We start from the raw sequence: 23,601 nt of genomic DNA on the forward strand, positions 1-23,601 counted from the left end.
GGAAGGAGACACGGCGATGGCGCAGCAAACGCTAGAGGACTGCTTGCAGCGAGTAGAGCTTGTCAGGCAGGAAATTGGAAAGGTATTGGTAGGACAAAAAGAGGTGGTCGAGCAGCTTCTGTGGGCCGTGTTTGCAGGAGGACATGCGCTTTTGGAAGGCGTACCCGGATTGGGCAAAACGCTCCTTGTTCGGACACTGTCCCAAGCCTTCGAGCTGTCGTTTCAGCGGATTCAGTTCACACCGGACCTGATGCCGACAGACATTACTGGAACGAACATCCTGTTGGTCGACGAGAAGGGGCAGCAGTCCTTCCAATTCCAACATGGGCCGATCTTCGCTCACGTCGTGCTGGCTGACGAAATCAACCGGGCGACGCCAAAGACGCAAAGTGCCCTGTTGGAGGCCATGCAGGAGCGAACCGTTTCAGCCGGCGGAGTGACTCGTCCGCTACCAGAGCCGTTCTTCGTTCTCGCGACACAGAACCCGCTGGAGCAGGAAGGGACATACCCGTTGCCAGAAGCACAAATGGACCGCTTTTTATTGAAGATAGACGTGCCGTACCCGACAGAAGAAGAACTGAAAATGATCGTTCGGCAAACGACTACGAGCCAAGTGATCACCGTGGAAAAAGTGGCTTCAGCCGAACAAATTGCTGACATACAACAGGCCGCACGAGAAGTGCTGGTTGCCGATGCGGTACTTGATTACGCCGTGAAGCTGCTTTTAGCGACGCATCCGGGTCAGCAGGCGATTGCTTCGGTGAACAAATATGTGCGCAACGGTGCGGGTCCACGTGGTGTGCAGGCGATTGTCTCCTTGGCAAAGGTACGTGCGTTATTGGCCGGGCGATACAATCTGGCGTACGAGGACGTGACAGCAGTTGCTCTGCCAGCGTTGCGCCACCGCATTTTCCTCAATTTTGAAGGAGAGGCAAACGGCATCCGACCGGACCGCGTCATCATGGATATTTTGGATGAACTGGGGACGCAGAAGGCATGAATCAACACCTGCTTGATCCATCATGGCTCGCCAGACTGGAGCGAATGCAGATGGCTAGTCGCAAAGCGGTCAGCGGCAGCCAGGCAGGAAAGCGAAGGGCGAGACAGCTGGGCAGTTCCATGGAGTTCGCAGATTTTCGGGCGTATGTCCCCGGTGATGATTTGCGGCAGCTCGATTGGAATGCGTATGCCCGTTCAGGCAAGCTGTTTTTGAAAAAGTACTTGGATGAAACAGAGCTGCATGTGAACTTGTACATCGATTGCAGTCGTTCGATGAGCTACGGGCACCCGAATAAAATGGCCCGTGCTATCGAGATTGCCGCGGCTCTTGGCTATTTGTCCCTGTGCCATCTCGATCATGTGTCGGTCTATGCTTTTGACAGCAGCATTACGGCAGCACTTACCGGTCTGCAAGGAAAGAGCCAGGCGCATCGCCTGCTCAGCTTCCTGTCTTCCCTGCAAGAAGGGGGAGCAGGTGATATACAAACGGCAATGCGCCAGCCCGGTGCTGTGAGCGGCAAAGCTGGTACATCCATCGTGCTGTCGGACTTTTTGTTCGAGTCAGGCTATACGGAAGGCATCGCGTATTTGCAGGCGGCCAGACAAGAGGTCACGCTTGTCCAGGTGCTCTCCAAAGAAGAGCTTGCGCCCGAGTATGCAGGAGAGCTGCGGTTGATCGATTCAGAGACGGGGCAGGCAAAAGAAGTATCCCTGACCAGCCTTTTGATGGAAGAGTACCACAAGAGCTTGCGAGATTATCAACAACAACTGTCCGCGTTTGCTTATGGAAGAGGGATCGCCTTCGTGTCTGTAGAGGCGGAACAATCGCTGGAATCGATTGTCTTCCATGTCTTTCGTCAGGCCGGCTTGATTCGCTAGAGAGGAGAGAGACAACATGCAGTGGATGGGTTTGGGCAACTTGTGGTTTGCGCTGATGATCCCGGCCATCATCGTCCTCTACCTGCTCAAGCGAAAAGTAGAGGATCGTGTCATACCAAGTACACTCCTGTGGCAGCGCACGTTGCAAAACTGGGAAGCGGTGAAACCATGGGAAAGGCTGCGGCGCAACCTGCTTTTGCTGCTGCAACTGCTCGCTGCGTGCTTGCTCGTGCTGGCTTTGGTACGACCGGCTGTGCCCACTGAGGGAATCACATCCGACCATACCATTTTGGTCGTGGATACATCAGGGAGCATGATGGCCAAGGAAGGAAACGAGACGCGGCTGGAACGAGCCGTTTCACAGGCAAAAGCACTCGTAGAGAAGCTGGGAAGCAGCCAGACGATGACCCTCATTGAGGCAGGGCGTGAGCCGAATGTTTTGGTTTCCAAAAGTGCAGAAAAAGAGCCGCTCTTGCAAGCCATCGAAAAGCTTGCGCCTTTTTCCGGGACATCCGATCAAATCGCAGCCTTGTCTTTGGCAGGAGCCATTGCAGAGAATGAACCAGGCAGTGGAGTGGTTTGGATGGGGGACGGAAGCGGGGAACGCAAGCTGGATGGAGGCGCAGTCCCTGCTTTTTCCGGGAGCTTTCAGTTCATGCAGATGGGGAGCACCCGCGAGAATACCGCAATCGGTGTTTTTGTGACCCAGCCTACGGAAAAAGGGGTAGAGGGACTGCTGCGGGTGGACAATCATGGCAGTATGACGGCGAAAGGAAAAGTAACGGTTTTCGATGAGCAAGATAAGCTGCTGGATACCGATTCTTTTGCGGTGGGGGCAGGTAGCTCCCAGACATTTTCGTTTCAGAGGCTGGCGGTGTCTCGCGTCTATCGTGCAGTCATCGAACCGGAGCAGGATGGACTTTCCCAGGATAATGTCAAGTGGAGTGTTCCATTCGCTACAGGGAAAGGAAAAGCAGCGTTGTATTCGCCAGAGGGCAATCGCTTCCTCCATCAAGTATTGCAGACAGTCGGAAGTCTTGAGGTGGAAACGATTCAGCAGGCACCGGATGCAGCGGCGGCTGCGCGTGACCTGTGGGTTTTTGACGGAGTCGTACCAGACGAGCTGCCAAAAGGAAACATTTTATTGATTGCCCCGAACAAGAAAACAAAGTGGTTGCCGCTCGCTGGAGAAAAAGAACTGGATCAACAGCCAAGGCCAGTTTCCCCCGATGACCCGCTGCTCAATCACGTAGATTGGCGAGACGTGCACGTTGCCAAAGGATACGCATTGGACGAGATGCCTGGTATGAAGCCATTGGTACGCGCGGGCGATGTCGATTTGGTCAGAGCGGGGATCATAGACGGTCGGCGAGTGGTCATCATCGGATTTGATTTGCATGCATCGGACTTCCCGTTGCGTCCTGCTTTTCCGATCTTCATGCAAAATGTCGTCAACTGGCTGTCTCCTGGTCAGACAGCCCCAATCCCAATGGCCCATCCGGGAGAGGTCTTGACCATCCCACTCTCACCGGGAGCGACAACACGTACCTTGACGTATCCGAATGGACACCAGCAGTCTCTTACAGAGGACGCCACGTCCAAAACGATGCAGCTACCGGAGCTGACCGGATTGTATCGTCTTGACGAAGGGGTAGATACAGGCACCAAAAGTACGTATTTTCCTGCCCAAATGAATGAGGGAGAATCGAACATTACGCCAAAGTCTTTGAGCGTTGCCCGGAAGAATGCCGAAGAGCAAAAGGAGAGTGAGGAAGCGACAGCGACTGGCACAACAGGAGGACTGGGAACGAAGGAGTTGACCTATTGGTTGGCGGCGTTTGCTCTCTTGGTGTTATTGGTGGAATGGAGGGTGTATCAGCGTGGGTATTAACTTTATACAGCCGCTATTCCTGTTGCTATTGCTTCCTGTTGCCTACGTGGTCATCAGCTGGTGGCGACATCAAAAGCAAATGCCAATCGGCAGAAAGGCGACAATTGCTACTATTCGCTCGCTCTTGTTCCTCCTTCTGGTTTTGGCGTTGGCAGGGACACAGCTGCTGACACCTGTTCAGGCGAAAACGATTGTGTTTGTTGTAGACCGATCTGCTTCCATGAAGGACGATCCGCGAGTTCTCTCCTTTTTGCGGGAGGCGATTGGTCAAAAGCAGGCAGCGGATAAGTATGCTGTCATTGCAGTAGGGGCGGAGGCGGCGGTCGATCAACCGTTGACGATACGCCAAGAAGTACAGCCCTTGGGCGTGGATGTCAACAGGAATGCAACCAATTTGGCAGAAGGAATCCGATTGGCGTCTGCCATGATCCCTACCAATGCCAGAGGAAAAGTCGTCTTGTTGACAGATGGTCTGGAAACAAACGGAGATGCGGCACGGCAGACGAGACTGGCGAGGGAGCGAGGAATCGCAGTGGAGGCTGTTTCCTTGCAGCAGCCAAACGGGGATGAGGTCGTTCTTACATCTGTACAGGTGCCGCAAAGACTGTACGCGGGAGAGGAATACGGCATCACCGTTGATGTGGAGAGTACGATAGCGACCGAGGCAACCCTTCGCCTGTATGAAGGCAATCGCGAGGCGGGCCAGCAAACGGTACAGATCGGCAAGGGCAACAACCGCTTCGTTTTTTCGCAAAAAGCGATGCAGCAGGGGTTCCATCGTTATCGCGTGGAAATTGAACCGCGACAAGATACCGTAGCAGCGAATAATCAAGCTACAGCCTATACGCAGGTAGCCGGGGCACCAGTCGTACTCGTAGCCGAAGGGCATCCGGGTGCCGCTACCAACCTCATTCAAGCGCTGGAAGCGGGCAATACCAAGGTAGAGCTACGCGATCTCGCATTGCTGCCAAAGGAGCTTGAGGGTTACAAGCAGTTTGCCTCCATTGTACTGGCAGATGTGCCCGCTACCAGCATGACTGATGCGGATATGGAACGCATGCGGACTGCTGTACGTGATTTGGGCATTGGTTTGATCATGACAGGCGGCAAAGATAGCTTCGGTATGGGTGGCTGGTTCCAGACACCAATCGAAGAGGCCTTACCTGTTCACATGGATTTAAAAGGGAAGGAACAGCTCCCTTCGCTCGGACTTCAGCTGGTCATCGACAAGTCGGGCAGTATGAGCTCCGATGCCAGAGGTGCGGATAAGATGGCACTGGCTAGGGAAGCCGCCATACGAGCGACAACCATGATGAATGCCCAAGACACCATCGGGGTGATCGCATTTGACGACACGCCATGGGATGTCGTGGCTCCACAATCTGTCACGAAGCTGGATGAAATCCAACAGCAGATCAGCAGAATTCAAGCGGATGGCGGGACCGATATTTTCCCTGCCTTACAGCTGGGCTACGAACGTGTAAAAGCAATGAACACGCAGCGTAAGCACGTGATCTTGCTCACAGATGGGCAGTCTGGGCTCAACGATGATTACCAGGGACTGCTACAGCAAATGACAGCTGAAAATATTACCGTTTCAACAGTGGCGCTGGGTGATGATTCGGATAGGTCGTTGCTTGAGATGATTGCCGAGTTAGGAAAAGGCAGATATTACTTTGCCAGCGATGCCGAATCCATCCCGAAAATATTCAGTAAAGAAACAGCGCTAGCCAGTCGCACGTTTATTGTGGAGAAGCCCCAAGTACCAGGCTATACAGGGGTGGGAGCTTGGCCTGCGCTGAAGCAAGCTTTGCCTCCGGTGCGTGCGTATATTGCAACAACACCGAAGCAAACAGCCGAATCATCCTTGATGAGTGCTGACGATGATCCGATTCTCACCCGTTGGCAGTACGGTCTGGGGCGTTCTGTCGCCTGGACGAGTGATCTGGAAGGGAAGTGGTCACCGGACTGGGTGGCTTGGGGAGGAAACAGCCGTCTGTGGAACGAAATCGTGGCATGGACTTTCCCACAAATTACAGAAGGTGCTTGGAAGACGACCACGAGCGTGAACGGCGCAAAAGGCAATGTGAGGGTAACGATGCCAGCTGGTGGAAGCCTGCCTCAAGAGATGGAGGCAGTCGTTCTCGATCAAGAGATGAAGCGAGAGATCATCAAGCTTAAGCCGGTTGCGCCAGGCGTCATGGAGGGTGAATTCGAGACGGCTGATCCGGGCACGTACATGATTCAGATCTCTCAAAAAAATCAAGGCCGAGTCACGGCGAGCCAAACGACAGGCTTGACTGTTTCCTATTCACCCGAATACGGAATACATGCCGATGGTGACAAGCGACTTCAAGAGTGGCTAAGTGCCGGTGGAGGGAATCAGATCACCAAACCGGAAGAAGCTTTTGGTGGCACGCTTCCCGCTAAATGGGACACACAGTCAATCAGTGAGTGGTTACTCATGTTGGCGGCGTTGCTACTGCCGATCGATATCGCTGTTCGTCGTCTGCAGTTGCCGGATCAATGGTGGGCAAGGCTGTCTAGTCTATGGAGATTGCGCACGTCCACTTCTGCCGATTCTGAACAACAGGCAGTATTGTCTCGCCTCGGTGAGAAGCGCTCCATGACAAGACGGACACGCGAAGAGCGGACAGATGACCAGAAAGTCGTATCTGCTCCTATCATTCATCCGGTAGGGACGGCCGAAAATCGGGTGAAGCCAGCAGCAGTCAAACACGAGCAGGCCAAAGAGAAACAGGAGAAGCAAACACAGCCTGACGAAACGCTAAACAGACTATTAGCGGCCAAGAACCGAAAAAAGTCTCAGTAATAGATAAAAAGAAACCAGCAGCCTGGCGAATTATCGCTACGGACTGCTGGTTTCTTTTTAGAGATGCTCTTCATATACGAGCGGGATTGCGATACCAAAAGCAGATTCATCTTTAGGAAGGCTCCCTTCCATCGATATGCCAGGATTATTCGCGCGGAAAGCAACTTCATAGGTTTCACCTGGCGCTATCTGGAGAGTGTCCGTCCACCATGGACTTCCTGTAACTTTTTTGCCGTCCCGGCTCAAGATGAGCATGTGATGACCGTGCAGATACAGTGATTGATCCTGAAAGCTGCGGTTGACGAAGGTCAGCTTTATGAGATCACCCTCTTCAAGCATCATCCGTGTTTCAGGAAGCAAGTCGCCATTTACAGTCGACAATCGCTCGAATTTACCGTCATAAAACCCGTACTGATCATCAATGAGCAGTTGATACTCCCGATTAAAATGGGAAGAGAGATCAAAAGGAAGGGCAGTCGGACTGCCGTAACGTGCAGGGTCAAAGACGGAAAGCTCTGCGTGTAACAAGGGTACAGCATCTTTGGACCCGTCTGGACTTAAGAGCAGCCCTTTGTCATGCTGGTTTACAGCTGGAGCAAATAGCACGGGACGATTCGGCATCGTAAACTGAATGTCGTATCGACCGCCTGACCCAGGCTGCAATGCTTGATTGGCAATCAGATTCGGTTCGTTGACCTCGGTTCCGTCAATCGCTACTACCTGAAAAGGAGTTCCTTGCAGCAAGTAGGTGACAGGAGCATTTTCGGCGTTTATAAAGCGAAGGCGAACCGTTGTGCCAGGAGTAACCGTTTCGATTTTTCGTGTATCTGAGCCGTTTAACGTCGTGCCTGCCTTTACGTCCTTGTGATGAATTAGGGCGATGTCCCGGATGGGTACGCCTGTAGTGGCGGCATCGGCTGATTCGATCACAAGGGCACCGAATAACCCATTCACTACTTGCCCGGGAATTTGCTGATGAGAATGATACCAATACGTTCCTGTTTGTTCTGCGCGAAAACGAAAAACAGATTTTTCTCCTTTTGCAATGCGATTATCGCTAGCGGGAGTCTGCATGCCATGCCAGTGGATGTTTACCCCTTCGGAGATATCCTTGTTCAGCAGGGTGATTTCGACGAGTTCACCTTGCTTCATACGCAGCTCAGGTCCAGGATATTTTCCATTCAGGGTCCATGCTTCTACGGTTTGGCCTGATGCTTGTCGGATGGTTGTTTTCTGTGCAGTCAGCGAAAACGTTCGATCAGGGTTTTCTTGTTTTGATTTCGTTGATACATCGCCACTTTTCGATTTCCCTGTAGCAGGCATCGAATGTGCACTTGCCTTTACAGGGAAATCGAAATCGGGGAGAGTGTGATCGTCCTGATTCTCGCCTTCCAAAGATGAATGATTGGGAAGGCGGCTCGCTATCATCGCTTGATTTCCCCAGACCGTCGCAAGTAAAGCAGTCATCAGAAGAAACGCGGCAAAACGGATAAAGCGGAACAGACGGCGTGGTTTTACCCAGTTTTCCGCAGTGGAGTGGTATTGATGCTGCCAAGATTGCTGAATCCAAAGAAGGGAGACACCGGCTAATAATACACCCCAAGCGAGAAACAAAATGGACGGCTCCAACGTAACAGCAGGAAAAAAGACTTGTAGGAAGAGTGCAATCAGACAGCCCAAGACGCTAGCTTGCAACGGAACGAGCAATTCGGGGCAAGATGCGTCTCCTCGCCACTCTGCATCCAACGTGTCGTCTAGGTCAGGGGAGTTTGTTTTTACAGGCCTAACCTTTTTCTCTTGTAACAAAATTCGGGTATCATCCGTATCTACTTCTGACTGCCTCGACTCTTTGCCCCCTTTCCCGGCCAACTCCCACAGTCGTGGAAAAGTAGAGAGCAGGCTGCATAACAATGGAACAAAAATAAAAGGTAAAAAGCCAAGCAGCGTATCCTTTATGTAAAGCCAGCCAAAGGCTTCAAACAAAACCCACGTCATCACCAAATGACCTGCAAATACAAAAAGGGCCGACCATGAAAAACATAAGGTGATGCGAGCACTGTTTATGAAAGCCCGTTTCGTCGGACGGAAAACGAGTTGGTTTGCCATGATTGTCGGGACCAGCATGACGATGAGAAGGACCAGAAACAATCCTTGATGAATCCCGGCAAGCACTTCAAAATCAGCCATGATCAGTTCCTCCTGTTTACCTGTTCGATACTAATGATATAGAGAAACGGCTGATGACCAAACGTACCGGGGCAGTATTTTCACTCCGTCTTAAGTCGGAGAAGTACACTTGATCTACATACAGGATATCCATTACAATTTTGGTATTCTTTTTTGTTTTGTCAGAATATTGGGAAGGGGACTTTATCTCATGTCCTTTGATTTTGTACAAACGTAACAACGCGCTCGGGCTCCTCCTGCCTCGTCTGGTTTGGACGCGAACAGACTGGTATAAACGAGAGGAGAAGCAGACATGGAAAATAAGGATTGGATCAAAAGCTTTCAAGAGGAAGTGGAGGCACCATTCGCTGGGTGGGATTTTGCCAGATTGACTGCGACAGGCAGGATGCGGGATGCACCACTTGGATGGAACTATGTAAACATCGTGAAAAAGAACATGCAAGGGATTCGCTCTATGCTGGAAATGGGGACAGGTGGTGGAGAACTGTTTTCTAAACTTGCGCCATTCCCTCAGGAGACGTTTGCGACAGAAGGCTATGAGCCGAATGTAGCGGTGGCAAAAGCCAATCTGGAGCCCTTGGGTGTTCGTGTGTTTCCGGTAGACGGAGAAGAAATATTGCCTTTTGAGGATCAGTCACTCGACTTGATTATCAATCGGCATGAAGCTTATTTGCCGTCTGAAATGAAGCGCCTGTTGAAGCCAGGGGGCACATTTGTTACCCAGCAAGTAGGCGGTCAAGACAATCTCGAGCTGAATCGATTGCTGGGCGCTCCAATTCCGCCAGATTACTTGCACTGGAATCTTGCCTATGCAGTCAACGAACTGGAGGAAGCTGGTCTTACGATTGTGGAGCAAAAAGAGGAAATGAGCTTTTCCCGTTTCTACGACATTGGTGCCATTGTTTACTACTTGAAGGCTATCGAATGGCAGATTCGCGACTTTACTGTAGAAAAGTACGCTCAAGCCTTGCTCGATCTGCACCAGAAAATCGAAGCGGTCGGGTACATCGATATTCCTACCCATCGATTTCTCATGATTGTCCAACAAAAGTCCTAATTAAATCACTACCGATTGTCGATAAGACTGGTAGGGAGTGTTTAGGAAAAGCACCCTTTTTGGGTGCTTTTTTTATACACATATCGTAACCGGCGAAGGAGAAGTGAGGCAGGATGAGTAAGAGCTTGGCAACACGGGTCGTTGCTCTTGTAGCGGTGATCATTGCCGTCATGATGGCAATTAATATTATCATGATTTACGAAAACAGCGTAACCACTGTTGAAAAGACACTCTCGCGCTCAAGCATCAACACAGCATTGCATATCTCCCAAGGGCTTGATTCAGAGAAGATAGCGAAATTTATATCTCAGCCACAAGAATCTGACGACTACTGGTCAATCCGAAATTTGTTGCTTGAGTACACCGAAAAAACAGGTGCCCTTTATGTTTATATTCTTCATACAGACGGTGAAAAAGTAAAGATTATGGTGGATGGAACGGCGAAAGGAGCTGAGGGAGCAGCTACAATCGGTCAAGAGACGACCTCTACCGGCATGGCTGATATTGCTCCTGCTCTGGCAGGCGGTTCGAACAGCACGCCAATCGTCAAAGACCCTGTGTACGGGGACTACCTAAGTGCATTCGTACCGATTGAAGATCCATCTGGTCAAGTAATTGCTGTGCTAGGTGTAGATACTGCGGCAGACAAAGTAGAGTTGATTAATGATCAGGTTTTGGATGAAACCATGCCACGCATCATTATCGCTATGATTGTCGTAACGATCATTTCTTTGGTTGCTGTATTCTTCCTGATCAAAAAGATGCTTCGTCCACTGCAAGTTGTACAAGAGGCGTCTATGCGGATTGCTTCCGGTGATCTCACGTCTACAGAGATTTCTGTTTCCAACAAAAAAGACGAGATTGGCCGAATTGTCGTTGCTTTTGGTGAGATGACGGCACAACTGCGTCAAATCATTGGTGGAGTAAAAGAGACAACGGAGCATATCGACAGCATGGCGAATTCCATTCGGGAAGGTGCCCACTCTGTCCGCGAGCAAAACAAAAACATCGTGGTCACCAGCCAAGAGATTGCCCAAGGGAATGAGCAGACAGCAACCGCGATGGAGATGACAGTGCAAACGGTTCAAGAATTCTTGAGCGAGCTGTCTGAATTGAATACGGCGATTGACGAGATGGATGCAGTATCCAATCGTGTGTCTGATATCGGAGAGAGCAGCTATAAAGTATTGCAAGAGTTTTTGGCAGATGGAACCGAAACGAACAAACAATTTCATGAAGTGCAAAATACGATGGCGATTCTCGAAGAAAAATCGAGCCGAATTAACGACGTGATTGAAACGATTCAGCAAATCGCCGGACAAACCAATCTGCTGGCGCTGAATGCAGCCATCGAGAGCGCGCGTGCTGGCGAAGCGGGCAGAGGTTTCGCTGTGGTAGCGGGGGAAGTTCGCAAGCTGGCTGAACAGACAGGTGCGGCAACTCATGTCATTCAGGAGAGCATCAAAGACATTCAAGATCAGGTAAGACAAGCGACGGAAAAGACAAATGCGACACTGGATCGCTACAATGCGGGTACAGAGCGTTTGGATTCCGTCACACAAGGCATTACGGCGCTGTCTGACATGACGCATACCTTGAAGACGTCGCTAGCGAATGTGATGGCAAGTGTAGAGACGATGAAGCACGGTCAGAACAAGGTGAATGAATCCGTGTTGACGGTTACTGCCATCTCGGAACAAACAGCAGCAGCCACCGAAGAAGTATCTGCTACGATGCATGAGGTCAGTGGAAACGTTGATCAGTTCGTGTCTGAAACGGAGCAGGTGACAAACAGCATTCAGGAGTTGCGCAGCAAGGTGGATACGTTCCGACTGTAGATGAATTACTTTATCAATAAATAAAAAACAGCTCTTCTACTGGCAGGATGATGCCGGGAAGAGCTGTTTTTTTGTGGCTGTAGTGGGGGAAGAAGCGCATTTCCAGTCTACGCTTCGGCCTCCGCCCCACAAGGGGTGAAGACTGTCCGCTCCGGTCTGAATGGCGGGAGCCGCTTCAAAAGTAGAAGTTTCGATGAGGAATTCGCAGAGTTGAAGCTAAAAGCACTCCCTCCATTCAGCCCTCCGCTTTGTCGGGCTCCAGAGGCGCTTGGACTGGAAATGCGCTTCTTCCACGCGGCTTTTCATGTAACGGCAAGCTTACACTACAAAATTCCAATGAGGAAAAGCACTAAACCGTGTACCCCTAAAAGAACCATACGCAACCAGCTAAAAGCCTGTTTCAACTGACCATCCCGAATCGGAAAGATTGAATACCCGTTGCGCTTTTGCTGATGCCGCCAAAGGCTACCAATCTGGCTGGCAGTCATGAAGAGAAAGAGCAGACCGGCAATGATTTTCGCATACGGGCCGGGCAATATGAGAACGACGAAGCTTGACAGCAGGAGGAGTCTGAAATAAATGCCCGCAAAGTCACCAGAGCGAATAAACTTTTTGGTAAACAAATGATGTCCTGCTGTTGATTGACGATAAGGCAGCAGCTTCGTCAGGGTAATAAGCCACGAGCGTGACTTCACTTGGTGCTGCACGGCAGGGACATCCCTGAAGTTGTTCACAAACTGATAAAAGCGGTGACGCAAGCCGCTTTCGATGGCCAGCAGGCGATACCATTGTAGAGAATGTTTTTTCTTGTAGGTCAACATTCGTGAATGGAGCCAGATCAAAAGCGCAGCGCAGATCAGAACGCCAAATGGGATAGGACCTACGCGCAAGAAATGTCCTTCACTTAATACCCAAGCGAGGAGGATGTACGAAAAGACAAATCGAGCCAGTGTGTAGAATCCGATCTTCTTCTGATCTGGCACACGTAAGAACGTCCAATTGCTGTAAATATTCCAGCCCTTCAAGAGCAAGGGAATGCCCCAATAAACCCACAGCTGCACGCCTTGAGCGCCTACTACCCCTGTATACATAGGCATGAGCAGGAGCAGGACGATAAACACTACCATGCTCTGGATCGCAAAATTGTAAACAAGCGCCTTGCGGAAATAGCGATCCAGTCTTACTTCATGCGGAGTCAAAAAAAGCAAATCCGCTTCCAACAAAAACGTGCGCAGGGGGCTTCTCACCACGACGATTGCAATCACGAGCGCCATGGCATACGGTAAAGGGAACCAGGCTGGAATCATCGCGATGATGCTGCGGTAGTAGAAGGCGAGCAACCCCATCAAAAAGATTCCGACGAACGCCAAACCGCCATTCGCCATGTACTGGGCATACCGAATGAATTCTACGGAAAAGGCATGGAACCGTTTGCGAAATAATTGATCTACGTCTATTTTCACTGGCCGTCATCCTCTACAATATGCAAGTATATGTCGTCCAAGGAGCTATCCGGGAGCCCTGTTATACGCCGAAGCTCCTCAAGCGTTCCTTGGGCTCTAATCTCGCCTTTGTGCAAAATAATGAATCGGTCACAATGCTTCTCGGCGGTCGCCAAAATATGGGTAGACATCAGAATGCCAGCCCCCTGCTCCTTGCAACGGTTCAACCACGTGAGAAGAGAACGAATCCCCAGAGGGTCCAGACCCAGGATCGGTTCATCCACGATGTACAGAGGCGGTTGTACGAGCAACGCCATCATAATCATGAGCTTTTGGCGCATCCCTTTGGAAAACTGCTGAGGAAATCGGTCTTTCATTTCCTCCATGCGGAATTCTTTTAAGAGAGGACGTGCCCGTTCATAAAAAACTTCCTGATCCAGTCCGTGACTCATGGCCATTAACTCGATATGCTCCCATAGCGTAAGCTCTTCGTAATAAATGGGAGACTCGGGAATATACCCGTAAGACAAACGATAGTTTTCGGGGTCGGATTGAAAGGTCTTCCCTGCAATGCTGATTTCACCTGCGGTGGGCTCCAAGAGTCCTAAAATATGCTTGATTGTCGTGCTTTTGCCTGCGCCATTCAGCCCGATTAGGGCCACGATTTCTTTTTCGCGTATGTGAAAGGAGACGTCTTTGATTACAGCGTGGTTGTAAGAGTACCCACCCGTTACCCCTTTTACCTCCAACAAGGTTGTCATGGTATCCTCCTTAATGAATAAACGGTTTTGTCCCCGTTTATTTGAGAGAAATGCTAGATAGTCTTTCATCTATTTTAGCTGAATTCAGGATTTGGAAATACATTTGTTTGCCGCCTTTTTTTACACGAGACTGAACAAAGCGGGATAACCGTACAAGCAATGCTCCTCTCCGCTACATAAACAAGTAGTATAAAGGACGGACGGGGGAGGTGGAATCTATGACAGCGGGACCATATGAAAATCAGAAAGATATAGATCAGCATATCCAACGTATCTATTTGAAATTAGACAAATTCGAAGAACGAATCGATCAGCTTGAGGGACAAATGATAGTCGTCACGAAGTGGTTGGAACGAATTGAACATCGGTTGGGACGCATGGAGGATGTGCGTTATGATGTACTGCAAGTTTTGAACAAGCTGCAGACTGAGTTAGAAACGAAAGCAGAGAAGACGGAAAAAGACAAAGACATTATCTTGCAACTACTGTCAAACGAAAATCGGGACAAGGAAGCACTTGCTCAGTTTATGGAAGTAGAAAAAGACAGAAAACAAGAACGCTTTTTACAGGTTTGGGCAGTTTTAGGTCCTGTCATCGCCTCCGTTCTCTCCTCTTTTTTTACCCGATTTTTTATGTAGCGCATAATATGTTTAGAATGTGGAAAAGTTGTGTAATACGCTTTCCATTTTTCTACCATAACTTCTTTCTATACTTGGAGGGCAGATTATAGAAAGAGAGGATATCCAAGTGAAGAAGTTTGATATTTCCATGCTTTCGGTTGCCATATTATTAACGGGGTTAGCTGTATTAGGTTTTTATCAATCATGGGCAAAAGGCAATGACCCTGTATTGGTAACGGCTGGCGATACCTCGATTACACAAAATCAGCTTTACGGTGAAATGAAGAAAACGTACGGAAAACAAACGATACATGAACTTGTTGCGGAAGCGTTAATCAAGCAGGAAGCCAAGGCGCAAAACGTCGCGGTGACGCAAGAAGATATGAATAAAGAGATTGATTCGATGAAACAACAGGTAGGTTCACCTGAGGCATTCCAGAACTACTTGAAGAGTATGGGAATGACCGAGGCCCAGCTGCGGGATAAGTTGAACGTGCTCATGACACGGGATAAGTTGTTGGATAAAGCATTCCCGGTTACCGAGGAGCAAATCAAAACCTACTACAATACAAATAAAGCACAGCTGGGGTCACCGACACCTGAGTTTGATAAAGTTAAAGATCATATCAAGATGATGCTGACTGACCAAAATCGCAGTCAGAACTACGGCACCTGGTTAAATACGCTTCAGGAAAAACACAAAGTAGATTGGCACGACCCGTCCTTTGACGATGCTGCAGTGCCAGGGGAAGCACAAACACCTGCTCCATAGTGTAGAACATATACCAAAAGACCTTGTCCTCTTACATGAGTGCGAGGTCTTTTTCTGTGAAAACGGTCATGAACGTTTTGTTTAGTAATGAGAGCAATCGGAGAAACTGTGTTCATAATTGCCGATGTGAGGAGCAATCCGAATGGCTCAGATTGGTTGCAGCCTAGACGACAACGTTCACTATATAAAAGAATCGCTCGGATACAGCAATGACATCGTGATTCGAGAGGTAGTCCTAGATAGCCTGGAACCTGTTCGGGCAGCTGTCATGTATGCGGACGGTATGGTTGATTCGTATCTGGTACAAGCCGTATTAATCGACAGCCTCTTATACAAAATGCGCCTGAAGGAATGGGAAGGAATACGCGAAGACGCGTTTGTACCCTTTTTAAAAGAATCCATCCTGACTGTAGGGGATATGGGGGATTTATACGATTTTCCCACCTTGTTTACAGCTTTGTTGTCTGGCTGTGTCATCATTCTCGTGGATGGCTGCTCGCAAGGAATTCATATTGGTTTGCAGGAGTGGAAGGATAGAGGGGTCACCGAGCCGTCATCGCAAACAGTCATTCGTGGTCCACGAGAAAGCTTCACGGAGACACTTCGCACCAATATTACGCTACTGCGGAGACGGATTTCCAGTGAAAAGCTATGGATTGAAATTAACAGAATCGGCGAAGAAACCAAGACAGAAGTCGCGATTGTGTATATGAAAGGGATTGTGGAAGAAGGTGTTGTAGAAGAGGTCCGTAATAGACTGGATCGAATCAGCATCGATGGCATCATGGAAAGCGGCATGATTGAGGAGCTGATCCAGGACGAAGCTTACACACCTTTCCCCACTATCTCTAACTCGGAGCGCCCTGATGTAGTGGCCGCAAATCTATTAGAGGGGCGCGTAGCGATTCTTGTAGATGGGACTCCATTTGTTTTGACCGTGCCCTCTCTCTTCGTGGAATTTTTCCATTCAGCGGAAGACTACTATCAGCGCTTTGATTTTAGTACGTTGATTCGCATGCTGCGATTTGCTTGTTTTTTAATAGCCTTGCTGGCTCCCTCCCTCTATATCGCCATTACGACCTTTCACCAAGAGATGCTCCCGACACAGCTTCTGATCAGCTTGGCGGCACAGCGAGAAGGAGTACCCTTTCCAGCCTTCATTGAGGCGATCATGATGGAAGTCGCTTTTGAGATATTGCGAGAGGCTGGAATCCGCATGCCACGTGCAGTAGGGCAAGCCATTTCTATCGTGGGAACGCTCGTCATTGGACAAGCAGCGGTGGAAGCGGGGATTGTATCGGCAGCGATGGTCATTGTGGTCTCGATTACCGCGATATCCAGCTTTATTTTCCCGGCGAGCAATATGTCGATTACCGTGAGGATTCTTCGTTTTCCCCTGATGGTGCTGGCTGCTTCTTTTGGCATATACGGAATCATTGTAGGGATGCTGGCCTTGGTGCTGCATTTATGCAGTCTGCGCTCGTTTGGCGTACCGTATATGGAATCGTTTGCTCCGTTTTCCCTGAAAGAGCAAAGAGACACGATTTTTCGCTTACCTCGCTGGGCCTTGGACAAACGGCCTGAATCGATTACCAAAAACAATTTGCGCCGCCAATCTAAAGGGATAAAGCCATTACCACCGCAGAAGTAAGAGGTTTTCCACAGCATGGAAAGGAGTGGGCACCAGTGAAAGGGATAAAAGTTCTTCTCTGCATCGTGCTCGTTATTATCCTAGCTGGTTGTTGGGATCGAAAAGAACTGAACGATTTGGCGATTGCGGTTGGGATCGGCATTGATAAAGTGCAAGGAGGCTATCAAGTTTCGGTTCAAGTAGTAGACCCTGCAGAGGTCGCGGCCAACAAGGGAAAGCCTGGACGTGCGCCTGTTACACTCTTTACCATGAAGGCTCCAACGATTTTTGAGGCTGTGCGGAAAATGACTACGATCTCTCCCCGGAAAATTTATATGGCTCACACGCGGATGCTCATATTTGGCGAGGAGGTCGCGAGAGAAGGGATCGCTCCTGTCGTCGATTTTGTCTCGCGAGACCATGAATTTCGGACTGACTTTTATATTGCCATCGCCAGAGGAACGACGGCACGCAACATCCTGAGAGTGATCACACCGCTTGAGCAAATCCCTTCTACAGAAATGTTTGCTTCTTTGGAGACATCCTCCAAAGTATGGGCACCAACCGCAGCGGTTACGATGGATCAATTAATTACTGACTTTACCATCAAAGGGAAACAAGCGGTGTTGACAGGCGTGCGACTAACCGGATCTGCAAGGGAGGGTGACCAACGGAAGAATGTCGAGCAAATAGATACCCCCGTGCTTCTTCAATATACGACATTGGCTACTTTCCGGGGGGACAAGATGATCAACTGGCTGAGTGAAGCGGACAGCAAAGCCTATAGTTACATTACAGGCAAAGTAAAAAGCACCGTCGGGAGTATGCCTTGCAAGGGGGGAGGGCTCTTGACAATGGAAGTCATGCACGCTGACGCAAAAATCGAGGCTACCATGAAAAATGGCGCGCCTGAAGTCATCGTTCATATCGGTTTGGAAAATGATATTGGTGAAGTGCAATGCAAGCTCGATCTGACAGAGGAGAATACGATCAAGGAGCTGGAAAAAGAGGCGGAAAAATCAATGGAAGCATTGGCGACAAAAGCAATTGCCAATGCCAAGAAGCATGGAGTAGACATATATGGATTCGGAGAAGCGATTCATCGAACGTACCCGAAAGTATGGAAGAAGATAGGGGCGAATTGGGAAAAGGAATTTGCCAAGCTGCCTGTACATGTGGTTGCTGATGTGAAAATCAGACGTTTAGGAACCATCAATAATGCCTTTGAAGAAAAGTGATTGTGTGACAGGGGCAGAGGGAGTTTGTATGTCGACATTTGCTGTCATCGTTGTATCTATAATGGTTTGTGCATATGAGCTGCCCCGATTGATTCGGAAGCGGCAGCGCAAAGAGATTGCTGTCTTTCTCGGGTTGCTTGTCATCAGTGTTGGCTTGTACGCAGGAGCCGAGAAAGGGGTTGTCCCCAATCCTGTATATTGGGTGGAAATGGTTTACAAGCCTGTATACGACGGTGTCATGACATGGCTAAAGTAAACAAGGGGCATACTGAGTACACCCCCAGTAAAGGAGAGTAAATAGACGTGGACGGTCTTTTGATGAAGCTCCTCGTTAGTCCGTTGTTGGTCGTTTTGGCAGATGCTCTCTTTCCAGAAGTGAATTTCGCTAATCTATATCAGTCTGTTGGAGTCGGATTTGTCTTGGCAGTCGCCGGATATTTTTTGGATAGGGCGATCCTTACGGCAGGGAGTCTTTGGCTTACGACGATGTTTGACTTGATTATCGGCTTTTTGATCGTTTATGGAAGTATTGTGTTTTTCCCGACGGCTCAAATCGCTGCAATCGGGGCCGGGTTTGTTGCGATATTTTATGGCGTAGCAGAATATATCCAGCATGTTTGGCTGATACGCACAGGACGAACGGAAAGTGTATAGTTGTTTAACGTGCAAACACACTCCTTGGGGGTGTGTTTTGTTTATGAAAAAATCATTATGATCGCTTTGTCACGATTCGCTCAATCCATGACCACGGAAGCCAATTTTTTGCGGCGATCGTAAGTGCCACGCCCCGGCCAACCGGGTAGCGAAATCGCGGGTTGGGAGTGGTGGCTGCATGGACGATCGTTGAAATGACTGCGTCGGGAGCAGGTGCCTTTTCTATGATTGATTCTACGTGACGCATCAGTTGTTTCATTTGGGAGGCGTAAGGAGAGTCTTCATCAAGCTGTTGGTCTTGCATTCCTTTCTCCCAGATTGCTGTACGAAATGAGCCGGGCTCAACAAGGACAACTTGGACTTGAAAGGGCAGCATTTCAAGGCGAAGCGATTCACTGAAGCCTTCGACTGCATGCTTGGATGCGGCATAGGGCGAGAGACCGGGGAAACCAAATCGGCCACTGATGCTGCTTACGTTAATAATACGCCCAGCTTGTTGCTGCCGCATGTAAGGCAAGACTGCCCGAGTGACCTCGATCAGCCCGAATACATTTACATCAAACTGTTTGCGCCATTGTTCGGAAGAGACTTCCTCAGCAAAGCCGCCCAACGCGTAACCAGCATTGTTCACCAACAGATCAATGCGCCCATGCCGTGCAATGATGGAGGTGATTGCATCCTGAATTTGTTCCGGATGCGTAACATCAAGGGAAATGACTTCCAGATGATCAGGCTCTATTAGCAAGCTTGCCAATTTGTCAAGAGGGTCTCTTTTTGTGAGATCACGCATAGCAGCAATTACCTGAAAACCAGCCTTGACTAAAGCGACTGATGCGTGCTTACCAAAGCCACTTGAGGTACCAGTGACTAGTGCAATTGGTCTTTTTTGCATGGAATTCTCCTTTTAATTGTATGTGTTGTCATAATTTAACTGCAATGTTCACAAAATTGTTCATAAATTTGTTAACAAAATCATAACAAATAGCCTTTGTATTAAGGAAAATTTATGTATACTTAAATGGTTACCACGCTTGGGTAGAAGTGTGCAATACTGCCCCTTACTTTCCTGTTTGTTTCTGGAATGGCTGCTAATACCTTTCAAGTTTGGGCATTATAGTTGTAAATGGTATTGTATGCGATTTCTTCAAGCAGATAGAAAAGTACGAAAACTTCTAGTTGTAGGCGTGGCTAGAACGTTACCAACACGAAGAAAGAGGGGTTCATTGGTATGAAGGGTTGGCAACAGTATTGGCGTCAGTTTTCCCTGTTTGCTCTGCTGGCGCTAGTGTTAACCGGGTGTGGCAAAGATGAGCTCTCAGCGCTCAAGCCCTCTGGTCCGGTAGCTGCTATGCAGTTTGACCTGATGAAGCTGTCCTCCGCTATCATGATCGGCGTCTTCATTGTCGTTATGACGATCTTTACGTACGTCCTTATCCGTTATCGTAAGCGTCCCGGACAGCAAGGCATTCCTAAGCAGGTCGAAGGAAATCATGCACTTGAAATTCTTTGGACGGTAATTCCTTTCTTGCTCCTTATCATCATGGCGATTCCGACTGTTACTACCGGTTTCGCACTGCACAAGGAGTACCCAAAAGAGGAAGCAGTTCAAGTAAAGGTTACTGCTCACCAATTCTGGTGGGAATTCGAGTATCCTGATCTTGGAGTAGCGACTGCACAAGACTTGGTATTGCCAGTTGGCAAAAAGATTCAATTCGTATTATCAGCGTCTGATGTTAAGCACGCATTCTGGATTCCTGCATTGGGCGGTAAAATCGATACGAACCCAGGGCAAGAAAACAAAATGTGGTTGCAGGCAGACAAAGCAGGCATTTACTACGGTAAATGTGCGGAGCTCTGTGGAGCATCCCATGCCTTGATGGACTTCAAGGTAGAAGTAATGGAACAAGCAGATTTTGACACTTGGGTAGCTAACATGAAGGGTGTTCAGGCAAAAGAACCTGTAACAGCAACTTCTCCACTGGCTGCAGAAGGTCAACAAATCTTCGATAAGAGCTGTTTGGGATGTCACGCTGTGGCAGGTAAAGGCGGTAAGATGGGGCCAAACCTGACTAACTTTGCAGATCGCGAACGTGTAGCAGGTATCAAAGCACATACGCCGGAAAACATTGCAGAGTGGCTGAAAGATCCGCAAAAAATCAAGCCGGGCAACAAAATGCCTAACCTCAACCTCGATGACACCCAAGTGAAAGCGCTTGTTGAGTACATGGAGACATTGAGCGTAAGCGAGAAAAAGTAAAGTAAAACCTCATAAAACTTATTGCATTGACAATCGTCATAGGCAGTGACGCTTAAAAAGGAGGTAAACCCGTGTCTGCACATGCTTCTCATGCACCAAATCGCTCGGGGCTGTGGGATTATCTTACGACAGTGGACCATAAGAAGATTGCGATCCTGTATCTGATTGCTGGTGGGATTTTCTTCTTGGCCGGTGGTTTGGAAGCCCTGCTGATTCGTTTGCAGTTGATGTACCCAGAGATTGAATTCGTTGGTGCCAAGACGTTTAACGAATTAATTACGATGCACGGCACTACGATGATTTTCTTGGCGGTTATGCCGATCATTTTTGCTTTGATGAATGCGATTGTTCCCCTTCAAATCGGTGCACGCGACGTAGCATTCCCGTTTGTTAACGCACTCGGATTCTGGCTATTTTTCTTCGGGGGAGTGCTACTGAACACAAGCTGGTTCTTGGGTGGCGCACCTGATGCTGGTTGGACATCGTATACAACTTTGGCTTTGAATCAATACAGTGGAAGAGGCGTAGACTTCTACGTGCTCGGTTTGCAAATTGCCGGTCTTGGAACGCTGATTGGTGGTATTAACTTCCTGGTTACCATCATCAACATGCGTGCTCCAGGTATGACATTCATGCGTATGCCAATGTTCACCTGGGCGTCCTTTATTACATCCGGTTTGATCCTCTTTGCATTCCCTGCGATTACGGTTGGTTTGGTTCTGTTGATGTTTGACCGCTTGTTCGGCGGAAACTTTTTCAACCCTGACGCAGGTGGTAACGTTGTTATCTGGGAGCACTTGTTCTGGATCTTCGGTCACCCCGAAGTATACATTTTGATTCTCCCGGCATTCGGTATCATTTCTGAAGTAGTTTCTACATTCTCAAGAAAGCGTCTGTTTGGTTACAGCTCCATGGTATTTGCAACTGCGCTGATCGGTTTCTTGGGCTTCATGGTGTGGGCTCACCACATGTTCACAACAGGTTTGGGTGCAATTGCCAACACGCTGTTTGGACTTGCAACCATGTTGATTGCTGTGCCTACAGGTATCAAAATCTTTAACTGGCTGTTGACCATGTGGGGCGGTCAAATCCGCTTCCCTACCGCAAACCTGTTTGCAGTAGGATTTATCCCAACGTTTACAATCGGTGGTATGACAGGGGTTATGCTTGCGGTTCCGCCGGCTGACTACCAATACCATGACAGTTATTTCGTAGTTGCTCACTTCCACTACGTAATCGTAGGGGGTCTCGTATTCGGTCTCTTCTCTGGTCTTTACTACTGGTGGCCGAAAATGTTCGGTAAAATGCTGAACGAAACAATCGGTAAATGGAACTTCTGGACGTTTTTCATTGGTTTCCACCTTACCTTCTTCCCGCAACACTTCCTGGGTCTGATGGGGATGCCGCGCCGCGTCTTTACTTACCTCAAAGATCAGAACCTGGATATGGGGAACTTTATCAGTACGATTGGTGCATTTGGTATGACGATCGGTACCATCCTATTCTTGATCAACGTAGTCGTCGCAGCGAAAAGCTCAAAACGCGCTCCTGCCGATCCATGGGATGGACGTTCTCTCGAATGGGCGATTCCTTCGCCGCCGCCGGAGTACAACTTCGTTCAAACGCCTCTCGTTCGCGGTTTGGATGCGTTGTGGGTCGAGAAAATGGCTGGTAACAAGGGCATGACGCCTGCAGAGCCAATTGGCGACATTCATATGCCATCGCCTTCGTTCTTGCCATTCCTGATGTCTCTCGGATTGTTCGTGGCAGGCTATGGCTTTATCTACCACAACTATGTGGTCGTAGTAATTGGAGTGCTCGCTACATTCGCTTGCATGTTTACCCGTTCAGTGAAAGACGATCCAGGTTATCACATTCATGAAGATGAACTCGAAGAGAAAGGGGTAAAGGCTTAATGGCTAACCATCACGCACATGCAGTATTGCCTGACGAACCGGAAAAAGCCACCCTTGAAGGTAAGAATAAGGTTCTTGGCTTCTGGCTCTTCCTCGGTGGAGAGACAGTTCTCTTCGGTTCCTTGTTTGCAACATTTATCGCTCTTCGTGATCAAGCAAATGGTGGACCAACGTCCCAAGCGTTGTTTGACATGAATCTCGTTGCAGTGGCCACACTTCTCTTGCTTACCAGCTCGATGACAAGTGTTATGGCAACACTGGCCCTGCACAAGAAAGACCTCAAGAAGATTCAGCTATGGCTGACTATCACAGTAATACTCGGTCTCGGCTTCCTTGCTTTGGAGATTTACGAGTTCGTACACTATGTGAATGAAGGACTGAAAATGTCAACGAGTGCATTTGCATCTGCCTTCTACACATTGGTTGGATTCCACGGAGCTCACGTAGCGTTCGGGATTTGCTGGATCACCCTTTTACAACTATCTGCGACGAAAAAGGGCCTGACGGTAGTAACTGCACCGAAGTTCTACCTGGCATGTCTGTACTGGCACTTTATCGACGTTGTATGGGTATTCATCTTTACCGTGGTATATCTCATGGGTATGATCGGTGGAAAGGTGGGATAAT

Annotated in this window: 19 protein-coding genes; 15 read left to right on the forward strand and 4 right to left on the reverse strand. The window is 49.0% G+C overall.

The annotated features are described in order from the left end of the window. The first annotated feature begins 16 nt into the window (after positions 1-16). The 4 genes from KB186_RS17145 to KB186_RS17160 are packed head-to-tail and all read left to right on the forward strand — an operon-like array spanning position 17 to position 6,602. Positions 17-1,000 carry an AAA family ATPase gene (locus KB186_RS17145; protein WP_173609869.1) on the forward strand — a complete coding sequence of 328 codons (984 nt, stop codon included), beginning with the start codon at positions 17-19 and terminating at the stop codon, positions 998-1,000. Next, complete coding sequence (locus KB186_RS17150; RefSeq protein ID WP_173609870.1) at positions 997-1,878, forward strand: DUF58 domain-containing protein; 882 nt, start codon at positions 997-999, stop codon at positions 1,876-1,878. Before KB186_RS17145 ends, KB186_RS17150 begins: the two co-directional genes overlap by 4 nt. Positions 1,879-1,894: 16 nt before the next feature. Next, positions 1,895-3,769: a vWA domain-containing protein gene (locus KB186_RS17155; RefSeq protein ID WP_221867792.1), complete on the forward strand. Its 1,875-nt coding sequence runs from the start codon at positions 1,895-1,897 to the stop codon at positions 3,767-3,769. Further along, a complete protein-coding gene (locus KB186_RS17160; protein WP_232774044.1) occupies positions 3,759-6,602 on the forward strand; it encodes a VWA domain-containing protein in 2,844 nt (947 codons plus the stop codon). The genes KB186_RS17155 and KB186_RS17160 overlap by 11 nt, the downstream gene beginning before the upstream one ends. Before the next feature lie 57 nt (positions 6,603-6,659). Here the strand turns inward: KB186_RS17160 and KB186_RS17165 are convergent, their stop codons facing one another. Beyond that, entirely contained in the window at positions 6,660-8,789 is a 2,130-nt protein-coding gene (locus KB186_RS17165) for a multicopper oxidase family protein (RefSeq protein WP_232774045.1), read from the reverse strand. 292 nt (positions 8,790-9,081) lie between these two features. Between KB186_RS17165 and KB186_RS17170 the strand changes: the two genes are divergently transcribed. After that, positions 9,082-9,846 (forward strand): class I SAM-dependent methyltransferase, encoded by a 765-nt coding sequence (locus tag KB186_RS17170; RefSeq protein ID WP_232774046.1) that lies wholly within the window; start codon positions 9,082-9,084, stop codon positions 9,844-9,846. Positions 9,847-9,959: 113 nt separating this feature from the next. Then, the gene (locus KB186_RS17175) at positions 9,960-11,684 is read left to right on the forward strand and encodes a methyl-accepting chemotaxis protein (RefSeq protein ID WP_221867795.1); all 1,725 of its coding nucleotides are present in this window, start codon (positions 9,960-9,962) and stop codon (positions 11,682-11,684) included. 323 nt (positions 11,685-12,007) lie between these two features. Here KB186_RS17175 and KB186_RS17180 read toward each other — a convergent pair whose 3' ends face one another. Then, positions 12,008-13,147, reverse strand: coding sequence for an ABC transporter permease (locus tag KB186_RS17180; protein ID WP_173609876.1), 1,140 nt, complete (start codon positions 13,145-13,147; stop codon positions 12,008-12,010). Then, positions 13,144-13,887 (reverse strand): ABC transporter ATP-binding protein, encoded by a 744-nt coding sequence (locus KB186_RS17185; RefSeq protein WP_173609877.1) that lies wholly within the window; start codon positions 13,885-13,887, stop codon positions 13,144-13,146. Before KB186_RS17185 ends, KB186_RS17180 begins: the two co-directional genes overlap by 4 nt. A gap of 218 nt (positions 13,888-14,105) precedes the next feature. Between KB186_RS17185 and KB186_RS17190 the strand changes: the two genes are divergently transcribed. The 6 genes from KB186_RS17190 (at position 14,106) to KB186_RS17215 (ending at position 18,801) form a co-directional block, all read left to right on the forward strand. Continuing rightward, a complete protein-coding gene (locus tag KB186_RS17190; RefSeq protein WP_173609878.1) occupies positions 14,106-14,525 on the forward strand; it encodes a hypothetical protein in 420 nt (139 codons plus the stop codon). A gap of 109 nt (positions 14,526-14,634) precedes the next feature. Continuing rightward, the gene (locus KB186_RS17195) at positions 14,635-15,279 is read left to right on the forward strand and encodes a SurA N-terminal domain-containing protein (RefSeq protein WP_173609879.1); all 645 of its coding nucleotides are present in this window, start codon (positions 14,635-14,637) and stop codon (positions 15,277-15,279) included. Positions 15,280-15,421: 142 nt separating this feature from the next. Then, on the forward strand, positions 15,422-16,930 hold the full coding sequence (locus KB186_RS17200; protein ID WP_173609880.1) for a spore germination protein: 1,509 nt from the start codon (positions 15,422-15,424) through the stop codon (positions 16,928-16,930). A gap of 35 nt (positions 16,931-16,965) precedes the next feature. Continuing rightward, positions 16,966-18,147 carry a Ger(x)C family spore germination protein gene (locus KB186_RS17205; protein ID WP_173609881.1) on the forward strand — a complete coding sequence of 394 codons (1,182 nt, stop codon included), beginning with the start codon at positions 16,966-16,968 and terminating at the stop codon, positions 18,145-18,147. A gap of 28 nt (positions 18,148-18,175) precedes the next feature. Next, entirely contained in the window at positions 18,176-18,403 is a 228-nt protein-coding gene (locus tag KB186_RS17210) for a hypothetical protein (protein WP_173609882.1), read from the forward strand. 47 nt (positions 18,404-18,450) lie between these two features. After that, on the forward strand, positions 18,451-18,801 hold the full coding sequence (locus KB186_RS17215; RefSeq protein WP_173609883.1) for a hypothetical protein: 351 nt from the start codon (positions 18,451-18,453) through the stop codon (positions 18,799-18,801). 55 nt (positions 18,802-18,856) lie between these two features. Here the strand turns inward: KB186_RS17215 and KB186_RS17220 are convergent, their stop codons facing one another. Then, positions 18,857-19,693 (reverse strand): oxidoreductase, encoded by an 837-nt coding sequence (locus tag KB186_RS17220; RefSeq protein ID WP_173609884.1) that lies wholly within the window; start codon positions 19,691-19,693, stop codon positions 18,857-18,859. Between the two features lie 336 nt (positions 19,694-20,029). On the opposite strand from KB186_RS17220, the gene coxB reads away from it, so the two are divergent. From coxB to KB186_RS17235, 3 genes are all read left to right on the forward strand, one after another. Continuing rightward, positions 20,030-21,058: a cytochrome c oxidase subunit II gene (coxB, locus tag KB186_RS17225; RefSeq protein WP_173609885.1), complete on the forward strand. Its 1,029-nt coding sequence runs from the start codon at positions 20,030-20,032 to the stop codon at positions 21,056-21,058. A 71-nt stretch (positions 21,059-21,129) separates the two neighbouring features. Next, the gene (ctaD, locus tag KB186_RS17230; RefSeq protein ID WP_173609886.1) at positions 21,130-22,974 is read left to right on the forward strand and encodes a cytochrome c oxidase subunit I; all 1,845 of its coding nucleotides are present in this window, start codon (positions 21,130-21,132) and stop codon (positions 22,972-22,974) included. Further along, the gene (locus tag KB186_RS17235; protein WP_173609887.1) at positions 22,974-23,600 is read left to right on the forward strand and encodes a cytochrome c oxidase subunit 3; all 627 of its coding nucleotides are present in this window, start codon (positions 22,974-22,976) and stop codon (positions 23,598-23,600) included. The genes ctaD and KB186_RS17235 overlap by 1 nt, the downstream gene beginning before the upstream one ends. Position 23,601 lies beyond the last annotated feature (1 nt).

Source organism: Brevibacillus sp. AF8 (assembly GCF_021270385.1).
In the GTDB taxonomy this organism is placed as follows: Bacteria; Bacillota; Bacilli; order Brevibacillales; family Brevibacillaceae; genus Brevibacillus.